Origin of the sequence: Microbispora sp. H10885, assembly GCF_014161415.1 — a bacterium.
Taxonomy (GTDB): Bacteria; Actinomycetota; Actinomycetes; order Streptosporangiales; family Streptosporangiaceae; genus Microbispora; species Microbispora triticiradicis.
In genome coordinates, this window is sequence record NZ_JABBWY010000001.1 from 360,491 (window position 1) to 382,449 (window position 21,959).

General features: G+C 73.6%; 12 protein-coding genes. 5 read left to right on the forward strand and 7 right to left on the reverse strand.

Annotated elements, in window-relative coordinates; translation table 11 throughout:
• Positions 1–49: 49 nt before the first annotated feature.
• From HHX37_RS01540 to HHX37_RS01550, 3 genes are read left to right on the forward strand one after another with little or no spacing between them, the layout of a single operon-like run.
• Positions 50–7,228 carry an amino acid adenylation domain-containing protein gene (locus tag HHX37_RS01540; RefSeq protein WP_220502530.1) on the forward strand — a complete coding sequence of 2,393 codons (7,179 nt, stop codon included), beginning with the start codon at positions 50–52 and terminating at the stop codon, positions 7,226–7,228.
• A 2-nt stretch (positions 7,229–7,230) separates the two neighbouring features.
• Positions 7,231–8,427: an FAD-dependent monooxygenase gene (locus HHX37_RS01545; RefSeq protein ID WP_182884268.1), complete on the forward strand. Its 1,197-nt coding sequence runs from the start codon at positions 7,231–7,233 to the stop codon at positions 8,425–8,427.
• Between the two features lie 20 nt (positions 8,428–8,447).
• Positions 8,448–9,164: a 4'-phosphopantetheinyl transferase family protein gene (locus HHX37_RS01550; protein ID WP_182884269.1), complete on the forward strand. Its 717-nt coding sequence runs from the start codon at positions 8,448–8,450 to the stop codon at positions 9,162–9,164.
• A gap of 23 nt (positions 9,165–9,187) precedes the next feature.
• Here the strand turns inward: HHX37_RS01550 and HHX37_RS01555 are convergent, their stop codons facing one another.
• The 7 genes from HHX37_RS01555 to HHX37_RS01585 all read right to left on the reverse strand — a co-directional run bounded on the left by HHX37_RS01555 (position 9,188) and on the right by HHX37_RS01585 (position 20,661).
• On the reverse strand, positions 9,188–9,856 hold the full coding sequence (locus tag HHX37_RS01555) for a response regulator (RefSeq protein ID WP_111697433.1): 669 nt from the start codon (positions 9,854–9,856) through the stop codon (positions 9,188–9,190).
• The gene (locus HHX37_RS01560; protein ID WP_182884270.1) at positions 9,853–12,411 is read right to left on the reverse strand and encodes a sensor histidine kinase; all 2,559 of its coding nucleotides are present in this window, start codon (positions 12,409–12,411) and stop codon (positions 9,853–9,855) included. Before HHX37_RS01560 ends, HHX37_RS01555 begins: the two co-directional genes overlap by 4 nt.
• A gap of 9 nt (positions 12,412–12,420) precedes the next feature.
• Complete coding sequence (locus HHX37_RS01565) at positions 12,421–13,272, reverse strand: potassium-transporting ATPase subunit C (protein ID WP_182881811.1); 852 nt, start codon at positions 13,270–13,272, stop codon at positions 12,421–12,423.
• Positions 13,273–15,339, reverse strand: a complete 2,067-nt coding sequence (gene kdpB, locus HHX37_RS01570; protein WP_259406131.1) for a potassium-transporting ATPase subunit KdpB — start codon at positions 15,337–15,339, stop codon at positions 13,273–13,275.
• Between the two features lie 59 nt (positions 15,340–15,398).
• Positions 15,399–17,099 (reverse strand): potassium-transporting ATPase subunit KdpA, encoded by a 1,701-nt coding sequence (gene kdpA / locus HHX37_RS01575; protein WP_182884272.1) that lies wholly within the window; start codon positions 17,097–17,099, stop codon positions 15,399–15,401.
• Entirely contained in the window at positions 17,099–17,188 is a 90-nt protein-coding gene (locus tag HHX37_RS01580) for a potassium-transporting ATPase subunit F (RefSeq protein WP_182884273.1), read from the reverse strand. The genes kdpA and HHX37_RS01580 overlap by 1 nt, the downstream gene beginning before the upstream one ends.
• A 209-nt stretch (positions 17,189–17,397) precedes the next feature.
• The gene (locus HHX37_RS01585; RefSeq protein WP_182884274.1) at positions 17,398–20,661 is read right to left on the reverse strand and encodes a BTAD domain-containing putative transcriptional regulator; all 3,264 of its coding nucleotides are present in this window, start codon (positions 20,659–20,661) and stop codon (positions 17,398–17,400) included.
• A 112-nt stretch (positions 20,662–20,773) separates the two neighbouring features.
• Here HHX37_RS01585 and HHX37_RS01590 point away from each other — a divergent pair, with 112 nt between their 5' ends.
• Positions 20,774–21,361: an NADPH-dependent FMN reductase gene (locus HHX37_RS01590; protein WP_182884275.1), complete on the forward strand. Its 588-nt coding sequence runs from the start codon at positions 20,774–20,776 to the stop codon at positions 21,359–21,361.
• A 32-nt stretch (positions 21,362–21,393) separates the two neighbouring features.
• Entirely contained in the window at positions 21,394–21,957 is a 564-nt protein-coding gene (locus HHX37_RS01595; RefSeq protein ID WP_182881816.1) for a dihydrofolate reductase family protein, read from the forward strand.
• Positions 21,958–21,959 lie beyond the last annotated feature (2 nt).

Sequence of the window (21,959 nt, forward strand, 5' to 3'; positions counted from 1 at the left end):
CGTTTACGGGAGTAACGGTCAACACCGCCACACCGTTTCTGGAGGTGCTGTGATCCCCTCCGCGCGATTACCTCTGACGCCATATCAGCGGGACGTCTGGGCGGCCGCCGCGGCCGCCGCGGACTCTCCGCAGTTCAACTGCCTCGTCCAGGAACGACTGACCGGCCCGGTCGACCTCGCGCTCCTGAGGTCCTGCCTGGCGCGCGCCGTGGCCGCCCACGCGGCTTTCCGGCTTCGGGTCGGCGAGCGGGACGGAACGGCCCACCAGTGGACCGAGGAGGGCATCCCCCCGATCGGCGTGGTCGACCTCTCCGCCGAGCCGGACCCCCGCGCCGCCTGCGACGACTGGGCGGAGCGCTCGCTCGGCGTGGCCCTCCCGTTGACCGGCGGACCCCTCGCCGAGATCACCGTGCTCAGGGAGGCCGCCGACGCGGTGCACGTCGTGGTCAAGGCGCATCACATCGTCGCCGACGGCTTCGGGCTGAACCTCTTCGTCACCGGCGCCCTCGACGACTACGCCACCGGCGCCTCCGCCGGAATAAGCGCGCCCTCCTATCTCGATTTCGCCGGCACGGCGGCCGGATATACCGGTTCGGCGGAGCACCGGAACGACCTCGAATTCTTCCGCCAGGCCCTTCGGGACGTTTCTCCCGCGCTTTTCACCAGGAAATCGACCGGCGGCAGGGCGCGTTTCGTTTTCGCCGTGGAAAAGGACGTCGTCGAGCGGCTCCGGCGGCGCGGGCAGCCCATGTTCCCGTTCCTGGCGGGCGTCTTCGCCGCCTACCTCGGCCGGGTTCACCGCGCCGGCGAGGTCGTTCTGGGTGTTCCGCTGCTCAACCGCCGTACCGGCGACGAGATGCGGACCGTCGGACAGTTCGCCAACACTCTGCCGCTGCGCGTGCCGGTCCACGCCGGGCAGACGATGCGCGCACTCTGCGCCGACGTCCAGGCCGCCGCCCGGGACCTGCAGCGGCACGAGCGGGCGGCGCTCGGCGACGTGCTGCGCGACCTGCGGAAGACCGGCCAGGAGCACCGGCGGCTCTTCGACGTCACCCTGTCCTATCTGACGCTGCCGAGGCGGACGAGCGTCGCCGGGCTGTCCCGGGAGACCACAGGTCTCGTACCCGTACACGACGAGGACGCGCTCGCCGTCAGCGTCGTCCACTTCCGGGGCTCCGACGACGTCCAGGTCGCCCTCGACCACGCCACGGACGTGTTCGACGAGGACCTGCCGATCACGGCGGTGGCGGCCCACCTTCAGGCGTTGCTGCGCCAGGCGGCCGACCGGCCCGACGACCCACTGGCGGAGCTGTCCCTGCTCGGACCCGGCGAGCGGGACTCCTGGCTGCTGGCGGCGAGCGGCCCCGACGTCCCCTACGCGAGTGATCGACCGCTGCACGCGCTCGTCGAGGAGCGGGTCGCCCGCACTCCGGACCGGATCGCCGTCCTCACCGCCGAGGGCGGGCCCCCGCTGACCTACCGCGACCTGGACGACCGGGCCGGCCGGGTGGCCCGGCGCCTGCGCGCCGCCGGGGTGGGCCCCGGCGACCGGGTGGCCGTCCTGCTCGAACGCGGCCCGGCGATGCTCGTGGCGAGCCTCGGCGTGCTCAAGGCGGGCGGCGCCTACGTTCCCGTCGATCCCGGCCATCCGCGCGAGCGCATCGAGTTCCTGCTGGCCGACTGCGGCGCCGTCGTCGTCCTGGCCGCGCCCGGGACGACCGGCCTGCCCGCCCCCGTGCTGCACGTGGACGACGCGGAGGACGCGCCGGAGGACGTGCTGGAGGATCCTGCCGGTCCGCCGGTCGCCGGGCACGACCTCGCGTACGTCATCTACACCTCGGGGTCCACCGGCAGGCCCAAGGGGGTCATGGTCGAGCATCACTCGGTGGTGAACCGGCTCGCCTGGATGCAGCGCGCCTACCCCATCGGCGCGGGCGACGTCATCCTGCAGAAGACGCCGATCTCGTTCGACGTGTCGGTGTGGGAGCTGTTCTGGTGGGCGATCGAGGGCGCGACGGTGGCGCTGCTCCCGCCGGGCGGCGAGAAGGACCCGCGGGCCATCCTGCACGCCATCGCGCGGCAGAAGGTCACGGTGCTGCACTTCGTCCCCTCGATGCTCGGGCCCTTCCTCGATCTCCTGGAGTCGCCGGGGGCCGTGGAGGAGACCGCGTCGCTGCGGTACGTCTTCTGCAGCGGCGAGGCCCTGCCGCCCTCGCGGGTGACGCAGTTCAACCGGGTCTTCGCCGTACGGCCCGGCGGGGCGCCCAGGCTCGTCAACCTCTACGGGCCCACCGAGGCCACCGTCGACGTCTCCTTCCACGACTGCCCGGCGGACCCGGGACGACCCGTGGACCGGGTCCCCATCGGCCGTCCGATCGACAACACCCGGCTGTACGTCCTGGGGGAGCGGGACGAGCCGCAGCCGGACGGGGTGGCGGGCGAGCTGTGCGTCGGCGGGGTGGGCGTGGCGCGCGGCTACCTCGACCGCCCGGAGCTGACCGCGGAGAGGTTCGCCGACGACCCCTTCGGACCGGGACGGATGTACCGCACCGGCGACCTCGCGCGCAGGCTCGCCGACGGGTCGCTCGAATACCTCGGCCGGATCGACGACCAGGTGAAGATCCGTGGGAACCGCGTGGAGCTGGGCGAGGTGCGCGACCGGCTGTCGACGGCGCCGGGGGTCCGCGACGCGGTCGTCGTCGACCACACCTCGGAGGCGCGCGGGACGTTCCTCGTCGGCTACTACGCCGCCGACGCCGAGATCGATCACACCGTGCTTCGCGACCATCTGGCGCGGGCTCTGCCGGACTACATGATCCCCGCCCACCTGGTCCGCATCGACCGCGTGCCGCTCACGCCCAACGGGAAGACGGACCGCCGCGCCCTGCCCGCTCCGCCCTCTCCCGGACAGGCGGCGCGCACCGCCCCGCGCACCCCGGTCGAGGCCGCCCTCGCCTCGATCTGGGCGCGGTTCCTCGGCGTGGACGACGTGGGGGTGGACGACGACTACTTCGCGCTGGGCGGCGACTCCCTGATCAGCCTGCGGATCCGCGCCGCGGCCGAACGACTCGGCATCCGTTTCTCGGTCACGGACCTGCTCAGGAACCCGACCGTCGCCGCGCTCGCCGCCCTCACGACCACGAGCGAGCCCGCCGACCCCGAGCCGGAGCCGTTCGCCCTCCTCGGGGAGCCGTACCGGAGGGGCGACGTCGTCGACGCCTATCCCCTCACCCGGTTGCAGCTCGGCCTGATCTACCACAGCACCACCGAGGAGCGCTCGGCCGTCTACCACGACGTGTTCCGCTACACCTTCCGTCTGGACTGGGACGAGGCCGCGTTCCGGCGGGCGTTCGACCGGCTCGTCGCCCGCCACCCGGTGCTCCGCTCGGCGTTCGACCTGGCGGGTGGTGACCGGCCCCTCCAGATCGTGCACCCCGTCGTCACCGGGGGCCTGGAGATCGCCGACCTGCGGGGGCTCCCGGACGAGGCCGCCGAGGCCGAGGTGAGCGCGCACGTCGAGGAACGGCGCTACCACCCGTACGACCTCACCCGGGCGCCGCTGTACCTCTTCCGGGTCCACGTCCGCGAGACCACCGTCGAGCTGGTTCTCAGCTTCCACCACGCCCTCCTGGACGGCGGCAGCATGGCGGGGCTGCTCGGCGAGCTCCTCCAGGACTATCTCGACGCGCGGGGCGTCGGCTGGGGGCCGGTGGCCGACGGCCCCCTTCCCTCGCCCGCGACCCACGTCCGCGACGAGCTGCGCGCGCTCGCCTCGGCCGAGGACCGGGCGTACTGGCGGCGGACGCTGGACGGCGCGGAGCCCGTCGACCTGGACACGCTCCGCGGCCGCGGCCCGGCGGAGCACTTCGTCCACCGCGTGGACCTGCCGGACGACATCGGGCGGCGGCTCGCGGACTTCGCCGGGGCGCATGCCGTGCCGGTGAAGTCCGTCCTGTTCGCCGCGCACTGCCTGACGCTGCGGCTGTTCTCCGGCGCCGGCGACGTCACCACCGGCCTGATCGCGAACGGACGCCCGGAGTTGCCGGGCGGGGACCGCACGGCGGGCCTCTTCGTCAACACGCTGCCCCTCCGCGTCGACTGCGGCCTCGAGTCCGGCCCGGAGTCCGGCCCCGAGTCCGGTTCCGACTCCGGCTGTGGCCCGCGCACCTGGCTCGACACGGTCCGCGAGGCGTTCCGGGCGGAGCGGGACGGCCATCGGCACCGCCACTATCCCCTCAGCGCGATCCAGGAGGACAACGGCGGCGGAGCCGTCGTGGAGACCGCCTTCAACTACATCCACTTCCACGTCCTGGCGCCGGTGCTCGGGCATCCCGCCGTCGACCTGCTCGCGGTGCGGACCTGGGAGGAGACCAACTTCAAACTCCTCGTCAACGCGGTGACGGAGCCCCTGGACGGGCGCGTGTGGCTCCGGCTGGACTGCGCCGGCGAGAGCGTGGGCCCCGAATGGGCCCCGATCTTCGGCCGGGCCTACGCCGGCATCCTCGGGCGCATCCTCGACCACCCCGGCGAGGAGGCGGACCTCGCCTTCCTCGCCCCGCCGTGCCCTCCCGTCCGTACGGCGGGCCGCGAGGAGGGTTCCACGGTGGTGGCGCGCTTCGCCGCGCAGGCCGCCCGGACCCCCGACGCCCCGGCCGTGGTCCACAGCGATCGGGGGGACGGCGAGCGGTGCTGGTCCTACCGGGACCTCGACCGGACGGCGGACGTCGCGGCCCGGCGGCTGCTGAGCCTGGGGCTCCCGCCGGGCGCCCGTATCGGCATCGCGATGGACAGGTCCGCGGAGATGATCGCGGTGATCCTCGGGATCACCCGGTCGGGCGCCGCGTGCGTTCCGCTCGACCCGGGCTACCCGGCGGAGCGGCTGGCCGCGATGGTGCGGCAGGCGAGTCCCTTCCTGGTCGTCGCCCACGAGGCCCACGCGCACCTGGTGCCCGACGGCACACGGGTGATCACCGTGGACGACCTTCTCACGGACGACGGCGGCCGCGGCGTCCCGCCTGCCGTCGGCCCCGCGGACACCGCCTACGTCCTGTTCACCTCCGGCTCCACCGGCCGGCCCAAGGGCGTCGCCATGCCCCACCGCGCCCTGGACAACCTGGTGGACTGGCAGAACCGCCGGGCCAGCGGCGCCTGCGGGGGCAGGACGTTGCAGTACGCGCCGACGAGCTTCGACGTCTCCTTCCAGGAGATCTTCTCCACGCTCTGCTCGGGCGGCACCCTCCACCTCGTCTCGGAGGCCCGGCGCCACGACATGCCCGGCCTGCTCCGGCTGCTCGACCGGGAGGGCATCGAACGGATCTTCATGCCGTACGTCGCCCTGCAGCAGCTGGCCCACGCCTCCGACGCCCTGGGGCTCGTCCCGAGGTCCCTGAAGGTCGTGGTCTCCTCCGGCGAGCAGCTGCGGGTCACGCCGGAGATCCGCCGGTTCTGCGCGCGGCTGCCCGGCGTCGTCCTGGAGAACCAGTACGGGCCGACCGAGTCGCACGTCGTCACCAGCTTCACCATGTCGGGCGACCCGGAGTCCTTCCCCACGCTGCCCCCGATCGGCACCGCGATCGACGGGGCGACGGCGCGGGTCCTCGACGCCCGGCTGCGCCCCGTCCCGGTGGGCGTGAAGGGGGAGATCTACCTCGGCGGGGTGGTCCTCGCGGACGGCTACATCGGCTCCCCCGAGCTCACCGCGGAAAGGTTCGTCCGGGACGCTTCGGGCACCCGCCTGTACCGGACCGGCGACCTCGGCCACCTCCTCCCGTCCGGCGACATCGCCGGCACGGGCCGCGCCGACGACCAGGTGAAGGTGCGGGGCTTCCGGGTCGAACCCGCCGAGGTCGAGCACGCCCTCGCCGGGCTGGCGCTGCCGGGCGTGCGCGAGGTGGCGGTCGTCGCCAGGAGGAGGGACGCCGACGCCTTCCTCGCCGCCTTCCTGGTGGGCGACGGCGAGCGGAGCGATCCCCGTGAGGTCAGGCGACGGCTGCGCGCGGTGCTGCCCGGCTACATGGTGCCCACGCACGTCACCTGGCTGGACGCGCTGCCGCTGACCGCCAGCGGCAAGCGGGACGACGCGGCGCTGCGCCGGATGCCGCTCGACGGCCCCGCGCCCGCGGACACCGCCACGCCGCCGCGCGACGCCCTGGAACGCGATCTCGCCGGCCTGGTCGCCGAGACGCTGGCCACGCCGGACCTGGGCGTCCACGACGACATCTTCGACGCGGGGGCCACGTCGCTCACCGCGATGCGGCTGATGGTGCTCATCGAGCAGCGGTACGGCACGGCCGTGCCGATGTCCGATCTCATCGCGGCCCCCACGGTCGCCGGGCTCGCCGAACGGCTGCGCGCCGGGGAGCGCGGCGGCTTCGATCCGCTGGTGCCGCTCCGCACCGGTGGGCGCCGCCCGCCGATCTACTTCGTGCACCCCATCGGCGGCAACGTCCTCTGTTACCGGCCGCTCGCCGGGCATCTGCCGGACGACCAGCCCTTCCACGCCCTGCAGGCGCCGGGAAGCACGCCCGGCACCGAGCCCCTGACCACGATCCCCGACCTGGCCCGCACCTACGTCGAGGCGATCAGGCGGCGGCAGCCCCGCGGGCCGTACGTCATCGGCGGCTGGTCGTTCGGCGGGTTCGTCGCCGTGGAGATGGCCAGGCAGCTGCGCGCGGCGGGCGAGCGCGTCGAGCGTCTGGTGCTCCTCGACACGATCGCGCTGCGTCCCGACGCTCCCCGCGACGTCGGCGACGGCACCCTGCTGACGTTCTTCTTCTGGGAGCTGCTCTGGCTCGACAGCGGAAGCGACACCCCGGTCGAGGCCATCGCGGAGCGGTGCGGCACGCAGGAGGAGATCTTCGCGCGCGTCGGGGAACTCGCCGAGCGCAACGGCATCCTGCCGCCCGGGAGCTCCGCGGCCGCCGTCCGCCGCCTCTACCAGGTCTTCCAGGCGAACTACCAGGCGATGCTCGACTATCGCCCGGGACTCCTGGACGTGGACCTGACCCTGCTCCACGCCGCCGAACCCCTGCCCGACGTGCTCAAGCCGCTGCACGCGGCCGTCGACAGCATGTACGACGACCCGACGAACGGGTGGCGCGCGCTGACCACGGGACGGGTCGAGGTGGTCGCCGTCCCCGGTGATCACCTCCAGGTGGTCGAGGAACCGTACGTCAAGCACGTCGCGGCCGCGCTCGCGGCGCTGACCCGACCTGACCAGGAGCGATGATCATGGGTGGTTCTCCGCGGCCGAAGGCCGTCGTCGTCGGGGCGGGAATCGGTGGTCTGGCCGCCGCCGTCACGTTGCGCAGGATCGGGATGGAGGTCGAGGTCTACGAACGCGCGGGCGAGCTGCGCGCCGCCGGGTCGGCGCTCTCCATCATGTCCAACGCGATCAGGGCCCTGGGCACGCTCGGCATCGACCTCGGCCTGGAGGAACGCGGCCAGGTGATCGAGCACGTCGAGATGATGACCACGGCCGGGCGCACCCTCCGGGTCCTGCCGTACAAGGAGAACTGCGCGAAGCTGGGAGCGCCCAGTGTCTGCATCTCCCGGAGCGAGTTGCAGGCGGCGCTGCTCGAAGCGGCCGGGGACTGTCCCATCAGCCTCGGCGCCGTCGCGACCGGCTTCAGCGCGGGCCCGGACGGCGTACGCGTCCGCTTCGCGGACGGCCGTGAGGCGCACGGAGACCTGCTGATCGGGGCCGACGGGATCCACTCGGCGATCAGGCGGCAGCTGACGGGCCCGGAACCGGTCCGGGAGGCCGGTTACGTCTGCTGGCTGGCCGTCACCCGGTTCGCCCATCCACGGCTGACCAGGGGATTCAACGGGCACTACTGGGGCAAAGGCCAGCGCTTCGGCCTCCACGACATCGGCCACGGCAACGCCTACTGGTGGGGCACCCGGAACATGACGCCCGAGGCGGCCCGGGAGTGGAACGGCACCAAGGCCGACATCCTGCGGGCCTACCAGGGGTGGGCGGAGGAGGTCACGGCGGCCATCGAGGCCACCGAGCCCGAGGCCGTCATCCCCGTCCCCGCCCAGGACCGCCCGTTCCTGGAGCGCTGGGGCGAGGGCCCGGTCACCCTGCTCGGCGACGCGGCGCACCCGATGATGACCAGCCTGGTGCAGGGCGGGAGCTCCGCCGTGGAGGACGCGGTGGTCCTCGCCCAGGCGTGTGCCGGCTCCGGCGACCCGGTCCGGGCCCTGCGCGCCTACGAGGACCGGCGCCGCGCCCACATCAGGTGGCTGGTCGAGAGGTCGTACGCGATGAGCGCGATCGAGCAGGAGGAGCGGCCCGTGCCACGCCTCATCCGCGACGCCTTCATGCGGTTCGCCCCGAAGTCCGTGCTCTTCAAGCCCTTCGAGACGTCGATGTCCGCCGATCTCCCGACGCGGGCGTCCGTGCCCGCCGGGGCCGGCCGATGACCCAGGTGTCCCACAGCACGATGTCATACAGCACGGTGTCCCACAGCCTGGTGCCGCGTGAGCTCGCTCCCGAGGGGCCCGGGCCGCTTCCCGCGCCGGACGACGAGCCCCGTCTCTGGCTCGTGCGCGCCGCCGCGCATCGTCGCGCGGCCCTGGACGCGGCTCCCCTCGTGCTGGACGCGGAGGAGCGGAGGCGGACGGCCGAGTTCCGCCACGAAGGGAACCGCGAGTGCTACGTCGTCGCGCACGTGGCGCTGCGCCGCCTCCTCGGCGCCTGTCTCGGCAGGCCCCCGGGGGAGATCGAACTGACGCGGGCGCCCTGCCCGTTGTGCGGCGGCCCGCACGGCCGGCCCGTCGTGGCGGACGCGGCGCTCCACTTCTCCCTCTCCCACAGCGACGGGCTGGTGCTGCTCGCCGTCGCCGGGGTGCCGGTCGGCGTGGACGTCGAGCGGCTCCCCGAGCTCCGCGTGGCCGACGGGATCGTGCCCAGGCTGCACCCCGCCGAGGCCGCCGAGCTCTCGGTCCTTCCGCCCGGTGAGCGGCGCGCCGCGTTCGGCCGTCTCTGGACCCGCAAGGAGGCCTACCTCAAAGGACTCGGCACAGGCCTCGCCAGGGACCTGTCCGCCGACTACGTCGGGGCCGGAGTGCATCCCCGGCGAGAGCCGCCCGGGTGGCGCATCGACGACGTGGAGGTCCCCGACGGCTACACGGCGGCGGTCGCTCTCGCCCGGCGCTGATCGCCGCCGGGTCGCTCGGCGGTTCAGGGGGTGAAGCGGTAGCCCATGCCGGGCTCGGTGATGAGGTGGACCGGGCGGGCGGGGTCGCGTTCGAGCTTCTTGCGCAACTGCGCCAGGTACTGCCGCAGATAGTGGGTCTCCCTGACGTGGGTGCTCCCCCACACCTCGGTCAGCAGCTGGCGCTGGCTGATCAGCTTTCCGGGGTTGCGCAGCATGATCTGCAGGATGCGCCACTCCGTCGGGGTGAGGCGCACGTCTCCCGAGACCGTCTTGGCCGCCAGGTCGACGACGTGGTCGCCGACGCTGACCCGCGCCGTCTCGGCCTCGGGTACGGAGGTCCGGCGGGTGACGGCGCGGATGCGGGCCAGCAGTTCCTCGATGTGGAAGGGCTTGGTGACGTAGTCGTCGGCGCCGGCGTCCAGCGCGTCGACCTTGTCCTGGTTTCCGGCCCGGCCGGACAGCACCACGATCGGCACGGCACTCCAGCCGCGCAGGCCGTGGATGACCTCCACGCCGTCGAGGTCGGGCAGGCCGAGATCGAGCAGCACCAGATCGGGATTGAACTCGGCGGCCTGGCGCAGGGCGGTGCCGCCGTCGGCGGCCGTCGCCACCTCGTAGTGGCGGGCGACCAGGTTGATCCGCAGCGCCCGGAGGATCTGCGGCTCGTCGTCGACGACCAGGACGCGGGTCAAGCGAGCTCCTCGGGACGTGCGGCCGGCGCCGGCGCGGAGACGGGCAGGGTGAGGATCATGGTGAGACCTCCCCCGGGTGTCTCCTCCGGGACCAGCGTGCCACCCATGGCCTCGGCGAGCCCGCGCGACAGGGCCAGGCCCAGCCCGACGCCGGTGTGGCTGTCCCGGTCGCCGAGCCGCTGGAACGGCAGGAAGACCCGGTCGTGGGCCTCACGGGGGATGCCGGGACCGCGGTCGACGACCCGGACCTCCACGTGGTCGCCGTACGCGCTGGCGGTGACGAGGATGCGCTCCTCGGGCGGGCTGTGCCGGACCGCGTTGGACAGCAGGTTGACCAGGACCCGTTCGAGCAGGGCGGCGTCGGCGACGACCTCGGGGAGCTCGACGGAGACGTCCGCGTCGACGCGGACGCCGGGCGGCCCGAGGTCGTCGATAGCCCGGGGCACCACCTCCTCCAGGGCGACCGGCTGACGCGCCAGCCCCAGCACGCCGGCCTGCAGGCGGCTCATGTCGAGCAGGTTGTCCACCAGCCGGTTCAGCTTGATCAGCGATTCGTCGGCGGTCGCGAGAAGCTCCTCCCGGTCCTGCGGTGACCAGTCGACGCCGGTGGTGCGCAGGCTCTCGACCGCGGCCCTGGCCGACGCCAGCGGCGTGCGCAGGTCATGGCCGACGGCGGCGAGCAGCGCCGTGCGCATCCGGTCGGCCTCGGCCAGCGGCCTGGCCTGGTCGGCCTCCTCCCGCAGCCGCCGCTGGCGCAGCGCGACGGCGGCCTCCGCGGCGAACGCCTCCAGCACCCGGCGGTCGGCGGCGTCCAGCAGGCGTCCGCGCACCGCGAGCGTCAGTTCCTCGTCCACGACGACGTCGGTGTCGGCCGCGGCCGGGCTGGTGCAGGGCGTGCCGCCCGCGGTGGCCGCGATCCGCCACGCCCGCGGGTCGCCGCGGTCGTCCGGGACCGGTGTGCCGACGCGTTCGAGCAACGTGACCGAGGTGAGGCCGAAGGTCTCCCGCAGCCGGGCGAGCAGGGACGGCAGCGCGGCGTCGCCCCGGAGCACGTGCCCGGCCAGAGTGGACAGCAGCGCGGCGTCCGCCCCCGCCCGCGCGGCCTCACGGGTGCGGCGGGCCGCCAGATCCACCACGGCGCTGACCGTGGCGGCGACGAGCACGAAGACGACCAGCGAGAAGACCTTCTCCGGGTCGGAGATCGTCCAGGTGTGCACGGGCGCGGTGAAGAACCAGTTGAGCAGCAGGAACCCGCCGACGGCGGCGGTGAGGGCCGGCCGCAGGCCCCCGGCCAGGGCGACCGCGATGATCACGAGTAGGTACAGCAGCATCTCGCTGGGCAGCCGCAGCCCGTCGCGGAACGGGAGCAGCACGGCGGTCAGCGCGCCCATCCCCAGGACGGCGAGCGCCCAGCCGGCCAGCCGCCGGATGGGCGTGAGGGCGGCCTCCCGGCGCGGCGCCCGGCGCCGTCCCCTGCTCATCTCCTCGTGCGTGACCATGTGCACGTCGATCGAGCCGGAGTCGGCGGTGGCGATCACCGAGACACCGGGGGAGAACAGCCGGGCCGTCCGGCCCCGCCGGGACGCGCCGAGCACCAGCTGGGTGGCGTTGACCCCGCGGGCGAAGTCGAGCAGCGCGTGCGCGATGTCGGCGCCGGCGACCTGGTGGTAGGTGCCGCCCATGCTCTCCACCAGCGCCCGCTGACGTGCCAGGTGCGCCGGGTGCGCGCCGGTGAGCCCTTCGCCGGTGGTCACGTGTACGGCCAGCAGGTCGGCGCCCTTGGTCCGGTCGGCGATGCGGGCCGCCCGCCTGAGCAGGGTGTCTCCCTCCGGTCCGCCGCTGAGGGCCACCACCACCCGCTCGCGCGCCTCCCAGGTGCCCGCGATGCCGTGCTCGGCGCGGTAACGGTCGAGCTGTTCGTCGACCTTGTCGGCGACCCACAGCAGCGCCAGCTCCCGCAGAGCGGTGAGGTTGCCCACCCGGAAGTAGTTGGAGAGGGCGGCGTCGATCTTCTCCGGCCGGTAGACGTTCCCGTGCGCCATGCGGCGGCGCAGCGCCTCGGGCGACATGTCGACCAGCTCGACCTGGTCGGCCCGCCGCACCACCTCGTCCGGCACGGTCTCGCGCTGCGGGATGCCGGTGATCTGGAAGACGACGTCGTTGACCGACTCCAGATGCTGGATGTTCACCGTGGAGATCACGTCGATGCCGGCGTCGAGGATCTCCTCGATGTCCTGCCACCGCTTGGCGTGCCCGGAGCCGGGGGTGTTGGTGTGCGCCAGCTCGTCGATCAGCGCGATCTTCGGATGGCGGGCGACGACGGCCTCGACGTCCAGCTCGCCGAAGACGGCCCCCCGGTAGACCACCTGCCTGCGGGGGATCACCTCCATGCCGGCGAGCAGCGCGGCGGTCCGGGGGCGGTCGTGCGTCTCGACGAGCCCGACGACGACGTCCCGGCCGCGTTCCAGGCCCCGGCGGCCCTCGTCGAGCATGGCGTACGTCTTGCCGACGCCCGGCGCCGCGCCCAGGTAGATTCGCAGCCGTCCGCGTGCCACCGCGGCCTCCTACTCCTCGTCCAGGGCGAGGTTGAGTTCGAGCACGTTCACGACCGGGCGGCCGACGTAGCCGAGCCACGGGCCCACGGTGTGCCGCCGGACGAGATCCATCACCCTCTCCACTGTGCGGCCCCGGGCCCTCGCCACGCGCGGCGCCTGCAGCACGGCGTACGCCACGGAGATGTGCGGGTCGAGGCCCGACGCCCCGGCGGTGACCGCGTCGGGGGGAACGGCGACCCGGGCGACGGCGCCCCGGACGGGCACGGTGCGGCCCGCGGAGTAGTCCTCGCCCGGCCGGGCGCACTCGACCCGTACGCCCTGGTAGCGGGGGACGAACGGGGTGGCCGGACAGGCCTGGTTGACCGAGACGACCCTGGTCGCGGCGCCGGTCGCGGGGAAGACCTTGAGCACGGCGCCGACCCCGCCGGGGGTGCAGAACGGGCGGGCGCCGCTGACGCCCTCCAGCCGGCCCACCGCCAGGGAGCGCGCGCAGACCTGGGTGAGCAGGGAGGTCCGGCCGTTCCGGCCCGGAGCGGGGAGGGTGTCGACGACGTCCTCCGGCCCGAGGTTTCCCGCACCGCTGGAGGTGGTGTCGTAGACGTGACCCGGCGCGGCCGGCCGGCTCTGGAAGTAGCGGGGGATCGGAGCGCCGGCGGCGTCGGTGAACGACTGGCCGATGAGCGAGCTGCCGACGATCCGGCCGTTCCGCTCGATCAGGCTGCCGTTCGCCTGGTGCCGGAACAGGACCTGGGCCACCCCGGTGACGGCCAGTGGATAGACGATCCCCGTCACCACGGTGAGCACCAGCACCGCGCGGACGGCGGCCAGGTGCCGGCGGATCGGACTGGGCAGGTGTTTCATTCAGGACATCCCCGGAAGGAGGCGGACGACGAGGTCGATCAGCTTGATGCCGGCGAAGGGGACCACGATCCCGCCCAGGCCGTACACGCACAGGTTGCGCCGCAGCAGGGTGGAGGCGCTGCTCGGCCGGTAGCGGACGCCTTTGAGGGCCAGCGGGATCAGCGCGACGATCACCAGCGCGTTGAAGACGACGGCCGACAGGATCGCCGACTGCGGGCTGGCCAGGCGCATGACGTTGAGCGCGCCCAGGCCCGGGTAGACGGCCGCGAACATGGCCGGGATGATCGCGAAGTACTTCGCGACGTCGTTGGCGATCGAGAACGTGGTCAGCGCGCCGCGGGTGATGAGCAGCTGCTTGCCGATCTCGACGATCTCGATGAGCTTGGTCGGGTTGGAGTCGAGGTCGACCATGTTGCCGGCCTCCTTGGCGGCGCTGGTGCCGGTGTTCATGGCGACGCCGACGTCCGACTGGGCCAGCGCGGGCGCGTCGTTGGTGCCGTCCCCGGTCATCGCGACCAGCCGGCCGCCCTCCTGCTCCCGCCTGATCAGGGCCAGCTTGTCCTCGGGGGTGGCCTCGGCGAGGAAGTCGTCGACCCCGGCCTCCTCCGCGATGGCCCTGGCGGTCAGCGCGTTGTCCCCGGTGATCATCACGGTCCTGATGCCCATCCGGCGCATCGCGTCGAACCGCTCGCGCATCCCCTCCTTGACCACGTCCTTGAGGTGGATGACCCCGAGCACCCGGGCCGCGCCGCCGCTCACCTCGCCCACCACCAGCGGGGTGCCGCCGGAGGCGGAGATGCCGTCGACCAGGTGACCCGCGTCGGCGGTCGGATGGCCGCCGTTGTCGCGCACCCACTTCATGACCGCGGTGGCGGCGCCCTTGCGGATCCGCCGGCCGTCCATGTCCACGCCGGACATGCGGGTCTGGGCCGTGAAGGGGACCCACCCGGCGTGGGCGAGCTCGCCCGGCTCCCGTTCGCGCAGCCCGTACGCGTTCTTCGCGTAGACCACGATGGAACGGCCCTCGGGGGTGGCGTCGGTGAGACTCGACAGCTGCGCCGCCCTGGCAAGTTCGAGCGCGGGCACACCCGGCACGGGCAGGAACGCCGCCGCCTGCCGGTTGCCCAGGGTGATCGTGCCGGTCTTGTCGAGCAGGAGCGTGGACACGTCGCCCGCGGCCTCGACCGCCCGGCCCGACATGGCCAGCACGTTGCGCTGGACCAGGCGGTCCATCCCGGCGATGCCGATGGCCGACAGCAGCGCGCCGATCGTGGTGGGGATGAGGCAGACGACCAGCGCCGCCAGCACGACGCCGGTGACCCCGTCGGAGGTGAGGGCGATCGAGTCGGCCACGCCGGGGTTGACCGATCGGGAGAAGACGGCCAGCGGCTGCATGGTCGCGGTGGCGACCAGGAAGATGATCGTCAGAGCGGCCAGCAGGATGTTGAGGGCGATCTCGTTGGGCGTCTTCCTGCGGTCGGCCCCCTCGACCAGGGAGATCATCCGGTCGAGAAAGCTCTCGCCCGGCCGCTGGGTGACTCGTACGACGATCCGGTCCGACAGGACCCGCGTGCCGCCGGTGACGGCGGAGCGGTCGCCGCCGGACTCGCGGATGACCGGCGCCGACTCCCCCGTGATGGCCGACTCGTCCACCGAGGCGATGCCGTCGACCACGTCGCCGTCGCCGGGGATGGTCTCGCCCGCCTCCACGATCACGTGGTCGCCCTGGCGCAGGTCCGGCGCGCCGACCTCCTCCCACTTGGCGAGGTCGGCCGGGTCGACGAGGCGGCGGGCGACCGTGTCGCGTCTCGCGGCGCGCAGCGCCGCCGCCTGCGCCCTGCCCCGGCCCTCCGCCACCGCCTCGGCCAGGTTGGCGAACAGCACGGTGAGCCACAGCCATCCGGTGATCGCCCAGGCGAAGAAGGACGGGGTCGTGGCCGCGAGGACGGTCGTGAAGAGCGCGCCGATCTCGACGATGAACATGACCGGGTTGCGCCACATGGTGGCGGGGTTCAGCTTCCGCACCGCCCCGGGCAGCGCGCGGGCCGCCTGCCGGAGGCCGGTCATGCCCCCGCCGGCGTGCCCCGGGGAGCCGCCGCGTGTCGTCCGGAGGCTCGTCCGGGGGCTCATCGGGACAGGCCTTCCGCGAGCGGCCCGAGCGCGAGCGCGGGGAGGAAGGTGAGGGCGACGAGGACGACCGTCACCCCGGCGAGCAGGCCGGCGAACTGCGGGCGGTGGGTCGGCAGCGTGCCCGCCGAGACGGGGACCGGCGCCTGCCGGGCCAGGGACCCCGCCAGCGCCAGGACCAGCACCATCGGCAGGAACCGGCCGAGCAGCATGCACAGACCGAGCGCCGTGTTGTAGAAGGGCGTGTTCGCCGACAGCCCGGCGAAGGCCGAGCCGTTGTTGTTGCCCGTGGAGGCGAAGGCGTAGAGGACCTCCGACAGGCCGTGGGCGCCTCCGTTCCCGATGCCCGCGCGGCCCGCTCCCGTGCCCATCGCGACCGCCGTGCCCAGCAGCACCACGACCGGGGTCGCCAGGAAGTACAGCGAGGCCAGCTTGATCTCCCGGGAGCCGATCTTCTTGCCGAGGTACTCGGGGGTGCGGCCCACCATCAGGCCCGCGACGAAGACGGTGATCACCGCGAGGACGAGGATGCCGTACAGCCCGGAGCCGGCGCCGCCGGGCGCGACCTCTCCGAGCAGCATGTTGACGATCAGCATGCCGCCGCCGAACGCGGTGTAGGAGTCGTGGGCGGAGTCGACCGAGCCGGTGGAGGTCAGGGTCGCCGCACTGGCGAACAGCGCGGAGTCCGGCACGCCGAAGCGGGCCTCGCGGCCCTCCGCCGCCTGACCGGCCCACTGCGGCGCCGTACCCGCCGTCACCTGCGGCACGGTCCCTGCCGCCTGTAGTTCGGCCGTCTGGGTCACGCCGATACTGACCAGCGCGAGCACGGCCATCACCGAGACGATGACGTAGCCCTGCCGGTTGTCGCCGACCATCCGCCCGAAGGTCCGGGGCAGTGACGTCGCGATCACCAGGAGCAGGAAGATCTCCAGCAGGTTCGTCCAGGCGGTGGGGTTCTCCCAGGGATGGGCGGAGTTGGCGTTGAAGACGCCGCCGCCGTTGGTGCCCAGGTCCTTGATCGCCTCCTGGCCGGCCGCGCCGGCCGGGGTGAGGGTCTGCCCGCCGCCCGCGAGGGTGGTCCAGCCGTGGTGGCCGCCGAAGCTCTGCAGCGCTCCCCCGGCCACCAGCAGGATCGCGGCGGCGAACGCGATCGGCAGCAGGATCCGGATCGTGCCGCGCACCAGGTCGACCCAGAAGTTGCCCAGGGTGTCGCTCCTCGCGCGGGCGAACCCGCGCAGCAGCGCGACCGCCACGGCGAGGCCGGCCGCCGCGGACACGAAGTTCTGCACGGCCAGGCCCGCGGTCTGCACGACGTGGCCCATGGCCGACTCGCCCGAGTATGCCTGCCAGTCCGTGTTGGTGACGAACGCGACCGCGGTGTTCCACGCCAGGTCCGGCGGTACGGCGGGCATCCCGAGGCTGAGGAACAGGTGGTCCTGCAGCCGTTGCAGGGCGTAGAGGGCGAGCACGGAGACGACCGAGAACGCGAGCAGGGCGCGGGCGTACGCCGGCCATCCCTGCTCGGCGTCGGCGTCCACGCCGATCAGGCGGTAGACCATCCGCTCGACCCGCCAGTGCCGGGTGCCGGTGTAGACCCGGAACATGTGGTCGCCGAGTGGCCGGTAGCAGAGCGCCAGGGCGACGAGGACGGTCCCGGCGACCAGGACGGCGCTGACGGCGGGGTTCGTCGGAAAGGTCATCAGAACCGTTCCGGGAACAGCAGGGCCACGACCATGAAGACCAGCAGAATGGCGACCACGGCCAGACCGGCGGCGTTGACGGCGTTCACAACCGCTCCACCGCGCTCACGACCAGGCCCAGGATCACGAAACTCGCGATCGTCAGGGCGGCGAAGACGACGTCGGTCATCCTCACTCCTCGATTCGCATCATGCCGCCCTCGGACGGGCGATTCCCAGTCAGCGAATCACGAAAAATGCGGGGTTCTGCGCCCGTTGACGCTTTATATACGCCTATGGCGGGATTATTGACGTCGCCACTACGAAGATCGCTGTATCGCGCGATCCGGGTGCTCCCGGCCGTGCCGGGCGCGCGCCGCCTCGGGGCCGAGGAGGGAGCCGCGGGCGCGGGCGGCGGTGAACGACTCCTCGCCGAGGGCGTCGCGGCAGGCGGCGGTGACGCGGTCGAGGTCGGCCCGTTCGGCCGGAGCGGGGGGCAGCCGGTTCGCGTCGCGGGCCGCTTCGGCGGCGCCGAGCACCTCGGCCGCCCCGGCGTGGTCGCCTGTCAGGGCGAGCGCCCCGGCCAGTCCCTCCAGCGCGCCCACCTGGTCGCGCGGCGCGTCCAGCCGCGCCGCGAGGTCGAACGCCTCCACGTGCAGGCGCAGCGCGGCGTCGGCGTCGCCGCGCAGTTCCGCGGCGAAACCCAGCTCCACCAGGAGCATCGGGACGTGTACGGACGGCGGGTCGTCCTCGTGCGCCGGGGGATACGGCGCGGTCTCCAGCAGCCGCCGCAGGTGTGTCTCGGCCGTGTCGAGGTCGCCGCCGCGCCGGGAGGCGTAGGCGAGCACGGTCCCGGCGAAGACCTCGCCGGGCCGGTATCCCTGCTCACCGGCCAGGCGCAGCGCCCTCGCTCCGTCGTCGAGGGCCGCCGCGTGGTCGCCCTGCTGGGTGTGGATCCAGCCGAGCCAGCACAGTCTGTTCGCGACCTCCGGCCACAGCCCGAGCTCTTCGGCCATGCCGAGGGCCTCCCGGTGCAGGCGGGTGGCGTGCGCGTGGTCGCCGGTGGCCTCGGCCAGGGCGGCCAGCCAGCCCGTGGCGCCCATCCGGCCGAAGCGGTCGCCGATCTCGGCGAACATCCGGGCGCTCCGCGCCGCGTCGCGTTCCAGGGCCGCCAGGTCGCCGCGTACGTGGGCGAGCTGGGCACGGGTCATGAGGGCGGCGGCCTCCGCCCACCGGTCGCCCTCGGCTGCGGCCGCGTCGAGGGCGCGGGCCAGCAGCTTCTCGCTGTCGGCGAGGTCCAGGTAGCCGAGCGAGGCGTGGGCGAGGAACCACACGGCCCTGCTCCGGCCGGCGTCCAGCCGGTCGGCGACCGCTGCGCCGCCGGCGGCGTCGCCCTGCAGGGCCGCGAAACCGGCCAGCCATATCCGGACCTCGTCGGCGAGACGCGCGAGGTCCTCCCCGCCGTCCTCCCCGACGTGCCCCGCGCTGACCGCCGTGCCGTCTTCGGCGAGCGACAGAGCGGCCTGGAGGGAGCGCCGGGCCTCGGTCAGCCGCCCGCGCAGGAACCAGTGCCAGGCGAGGGCGCCGGTCAGCCGCAGCGCGGCGGCGGCGTCCCGGTCCGCCAGGCAGTGGTCCAGCGCGGCGCGCAGGTTGGCGGCCTCGGCGTCGAGGAGCCGCAGCGTCCGGCGCTGCTCGGGGCCGCGGAGCAGGGGTGCCGCCCGCTCCGCGAGGGCGAGGTAGTGGTCCCGGTGCCGCCGCCGGATCCGCTCCCGTTCCCCGGCCTCCGCCAGGCGGTCCGCGCAGTAGGCGGCCACCGACTCCAGCAACCGGTAACGCGGTCCCTCCGGAGTCGGCAGCATCACGACCAGCGAGCGGTCGACCAGCCGTACGAGCAGGGTGAGCACGTCGAGGTCGTCACCGCCGCACACGGACTCGGCGGCCTCCACCGTGCATCCGTCGGCGTGTACGGCCAGCCTGCGCAGCACCGTCCGCTCGGGGACGCTCAGCAGCTCCCAGCTCCAGTCGATCATCGCCATGAGCGTCCGCTGCCGGGGCGGGGCGCCGCGGTGGCCGGTGGCCAGCAGGCGGAACCGGTCGTCCAGCCGGTCCACCACCCCCTGCACGCCCAGCGCGCGGACCCGTGTCGCGGCCAGTTCCAGGGCGAGCGGGATGCCGTCCAGGCGGCGGCACAGCAGCGCGACGGCCGCGGCGTTGCCGTCGTCGAGCGTGAAGCCCCGCACGGCGGCGGCCGTGCGCGCGACGAACAGCCGCACGGCGCTGGACTCCGCCAGCGCGCCCGGTCCGGCGTCGCGGCCCGGGACGTCGAGCGGCGGCACGTCCCACACGACCTCCCCCGCCAGGGCGAGCGGTTCCCGGCTGGTGGCGAGGATCCGCAGGCCGGGGGAGGTCCGCAGCAGGCGCTCCGCCAAAGCCGCCACCTCGTCGATCACGTGTTCGCAGTTGTCCAGGACGAGCAGGAGGTCTCTGGACCGCAGCGCCGCGGACAGGTCGGCGTGGTCGCCCTCCCTGATGTCGAGAGCCGCGGTCACCGCGTCGGCCACCGCACCGGCCCGCAGGCCGTTCCGCACCCCGTTCCGCACCCCGTTTCTCACCCCGGCCAGCTCGACGAGCCACACCCCGTCGGGCAGGTCCCGCCGGCCGTCGGCGACCTCGGTCGCGAGCCGGGTCTTCCCCACGCCGCCCGGGCCGGTCAGCGTCACCAGCCGCTCGTCCCGCAGCAGCGCGCCGATCTCGGCGACCGCGCTCTCCCGCCCGACCAGCTCGGTGTGCGGGGCGGGCAGGTTCGAGCGGGGCCGCCGGTCCGGTGCGGGCGGCGCCTGCAGGTCCTGGGTGAGGATCGCCCGCTGCAGCGCGGCGAGCTCGGGGCCGGGGTCCAGCCCCAGCTCGTCGCCGAGCAGGCGGCGCAGTTCCTCGTAGCTCTCCAGCGCCTCGCTCTGGCGTCCGGCGCCGTACAGGGCCCGCATGTACGCGGCCCGCAGCCGTTCGCGCAGGGGATGGGCGGCGACCAGGTCGCCGAGCTCGGCGGCGAGCACCGCGTGCTCGCCGAGCGCCAGCCGGGCCTCGGCCGCGTCCTCCAGCGTGGTCAGCCGCTGCTCGGCCAGTCTCGCGATCACGGCCTGGGCGAACGGCTCGTCGGTGAAGTCGGCGAACGCCGGGCCGCGCCACAGGGCCAGCGCCTCGGCGAACAGGGCCGCCCCGGCCCTCGGGTCGCCGGCCTGCCGGGCCCGCGTGGTGAGCGCGTGGAACCGCCGGACGTCCACCGCCTCGTCGTCCAGGAGCAGCCGGTAGGCCGGCGGGCGGGAGACGACGAGCTCACGCGCCCCGGGTTGCGCGTCCTCCAGCGCCCTGCGGAGCTGGGAGACCTTGGCCGACAGCGCGCCGAGGGGATTGCGCCGCGGCGGGTCGTCCCCCCACAGGTCGTCGATCAGCCGGTCGGCGGAGACCGGCCGCCCGTCGTTGAGCAGCAGCACGGCGAGCAGGGCGCGCACCTTCGCGCCGGGCACCGCCACCGGCTCGCCCCCCGCCGTCCACACCGCGAGCGGACCCAGGACTCCGAAACGCATGCTGCGCACCCTAACGCCGGGGGCGAGAGGACACCGTAAACGAACCGTAAACGCCCCCTGCGAGAGTCGGGGACATCAGCCGGACGGCGAAGCGGGAAAAGGGAGGCCGAGGATGCCGGACACCACGAGACCAGTGCTGGCGGTCATCATCGGCAGCACCCGCAGCGGCAGGTTCGGCCCGACGGTGGCGCAGTGGTTCACCACCCGGGCGCGCCGGCGCGGCGACTTCGAGATCGACCTGATCGACCTCGCGGAGACCCGCGTCCCGGCGACCCTCGGCGACCACGACGACCTCGTCCCGCCGCAGGTGGCGGAGCTGGGCGCACGCCTGGCCGCCGCCGACGCCTTCGCCGTCGTCACCCCGGAGTACAACCAGAGCTTCCCCGCGTCGCTCAAGACCGCGATCGACTGGTACTACGAGGAGTGGCACGCCAAGCCGGTCGCCTTCATCTCCTACGGCCGGGAGTCCGGCGGCCTGCACGCCGTCGCGCAGTTGCGGCAGATCTTCGCCGAACTGCACGCGGTGACGCTCCAGGGCACCATCAGCCTTCCGTGCTACTGGGACCTGTTCGCCGCGGACGGAAGCTGGCCCAAGGACGGCGCCGCCTGCAACACCAGCGTCACGACGATGCTCGACCAGCTCGCCTGGTGGGCCGCCGCGCTCAGCGAGGCCCGCGCCAGGACTCCGTACGTCGCCTGACCTCTCACTCAGCGAAGAAGAAGGAACAAATCATGCGCAAGCTCAAGCTTCAGGTCCAGACCACCATCGACGGCTACATGGGCGGTCCGCACGGCGAGATGGACTGGATGACCTTCCCGTGGACCGACGACCTCGGCGCCTACATCACCGGGCTCATGGAGAACGTCGACCACATCGTCCTCGGCCGCCGGCTCGCCGAGGGGTTCATCCCGGCCTGGGCGTCCGGTCCCGAGGGGGAGACCCAGGAGGCCATCGACTTCATGAACAACACGCCCAAGACCGTCATCTCCAACGACCTCGCGGAGTCGCCCTGGGACAACGCCGTCGTGGCCGGCGGCGACCTCGCGGAGACCATCGGCAAGCTCAAGGCCCAGCCGGGCGGCGACCTGATCACGTACGGCGGCAGCACGCTGGTGACGAGCCTGATCGCCGCCGACCTGATCGACGAGCTCAACCTGTTCGTCAACCCGACCGCGATCGGGGCGGGCCTGCCGGTGTTCCCCGGCGGCGGCGACAAGAAGCGCTTCCACGTGGTCTCCGTGACGCCGTTCGACTGCGGAGTCACCGCCGTGCGCCTGGAGCCCAGGCGCGGCTGACG

Coding starts and splice junctions, on each gene's coding strand:
- HHX37_RS01550 (WP_182884269.1), top strand. CDS start 8,448: ATGTCATACAGCACGGTGTCCCACAGCCTGGTGCCGCGTGAGCTCGCT.
- HHX37_RS01590 (WP_182884275.1), top strand. CDS start 20,774: ATGCCGGACACCACGAGACCAGTGCTGGCGGTCATCATCGGCAGCACC.
- kdpA (WP_182884272.1), bottom strand. CDS start 17,099: ATGACCTTTCCGACGAACCCCGCCGTCAGCGCCGTCCTGGTCGCCGGG.
- HHX37_RS01595 (WP_182881816.1), top strand. CDS start 21,394: ATGCGCAAGCTCAAGCTTCAGGTCCAGACCACCATCGACGGCTACATG.
- kdpB (WP_259406131.1), bottom strand. CDS start 15,339: ATGACCGGCCTCCGGCAGGCGGCCCGCGCGCTGCCCGGGGCGGTGCGG.
- HHX37_RS01565 (WP_182881811.1), bottom strand. CDS start 13,272: ATGAAACACCTGCCCAGTCCGATCCGCCGGCACCTGGCCGCCGTCCGC.
- HHX37_RS01585 (WP_182884274.1), bottom strand. CDS start 20,661: ATGCGTTTCGGAGTCCTGGGTCCGCTCGCGGTGTGGACGGCGGGGGGC.
- HHX37_RS01545 (WP_182884268.1), top strand. CDS start 7,231: ATGGGTGGTTCTCCGCGGCCGAAGGCCGTCGTCGTCGGGGCGGGAATC.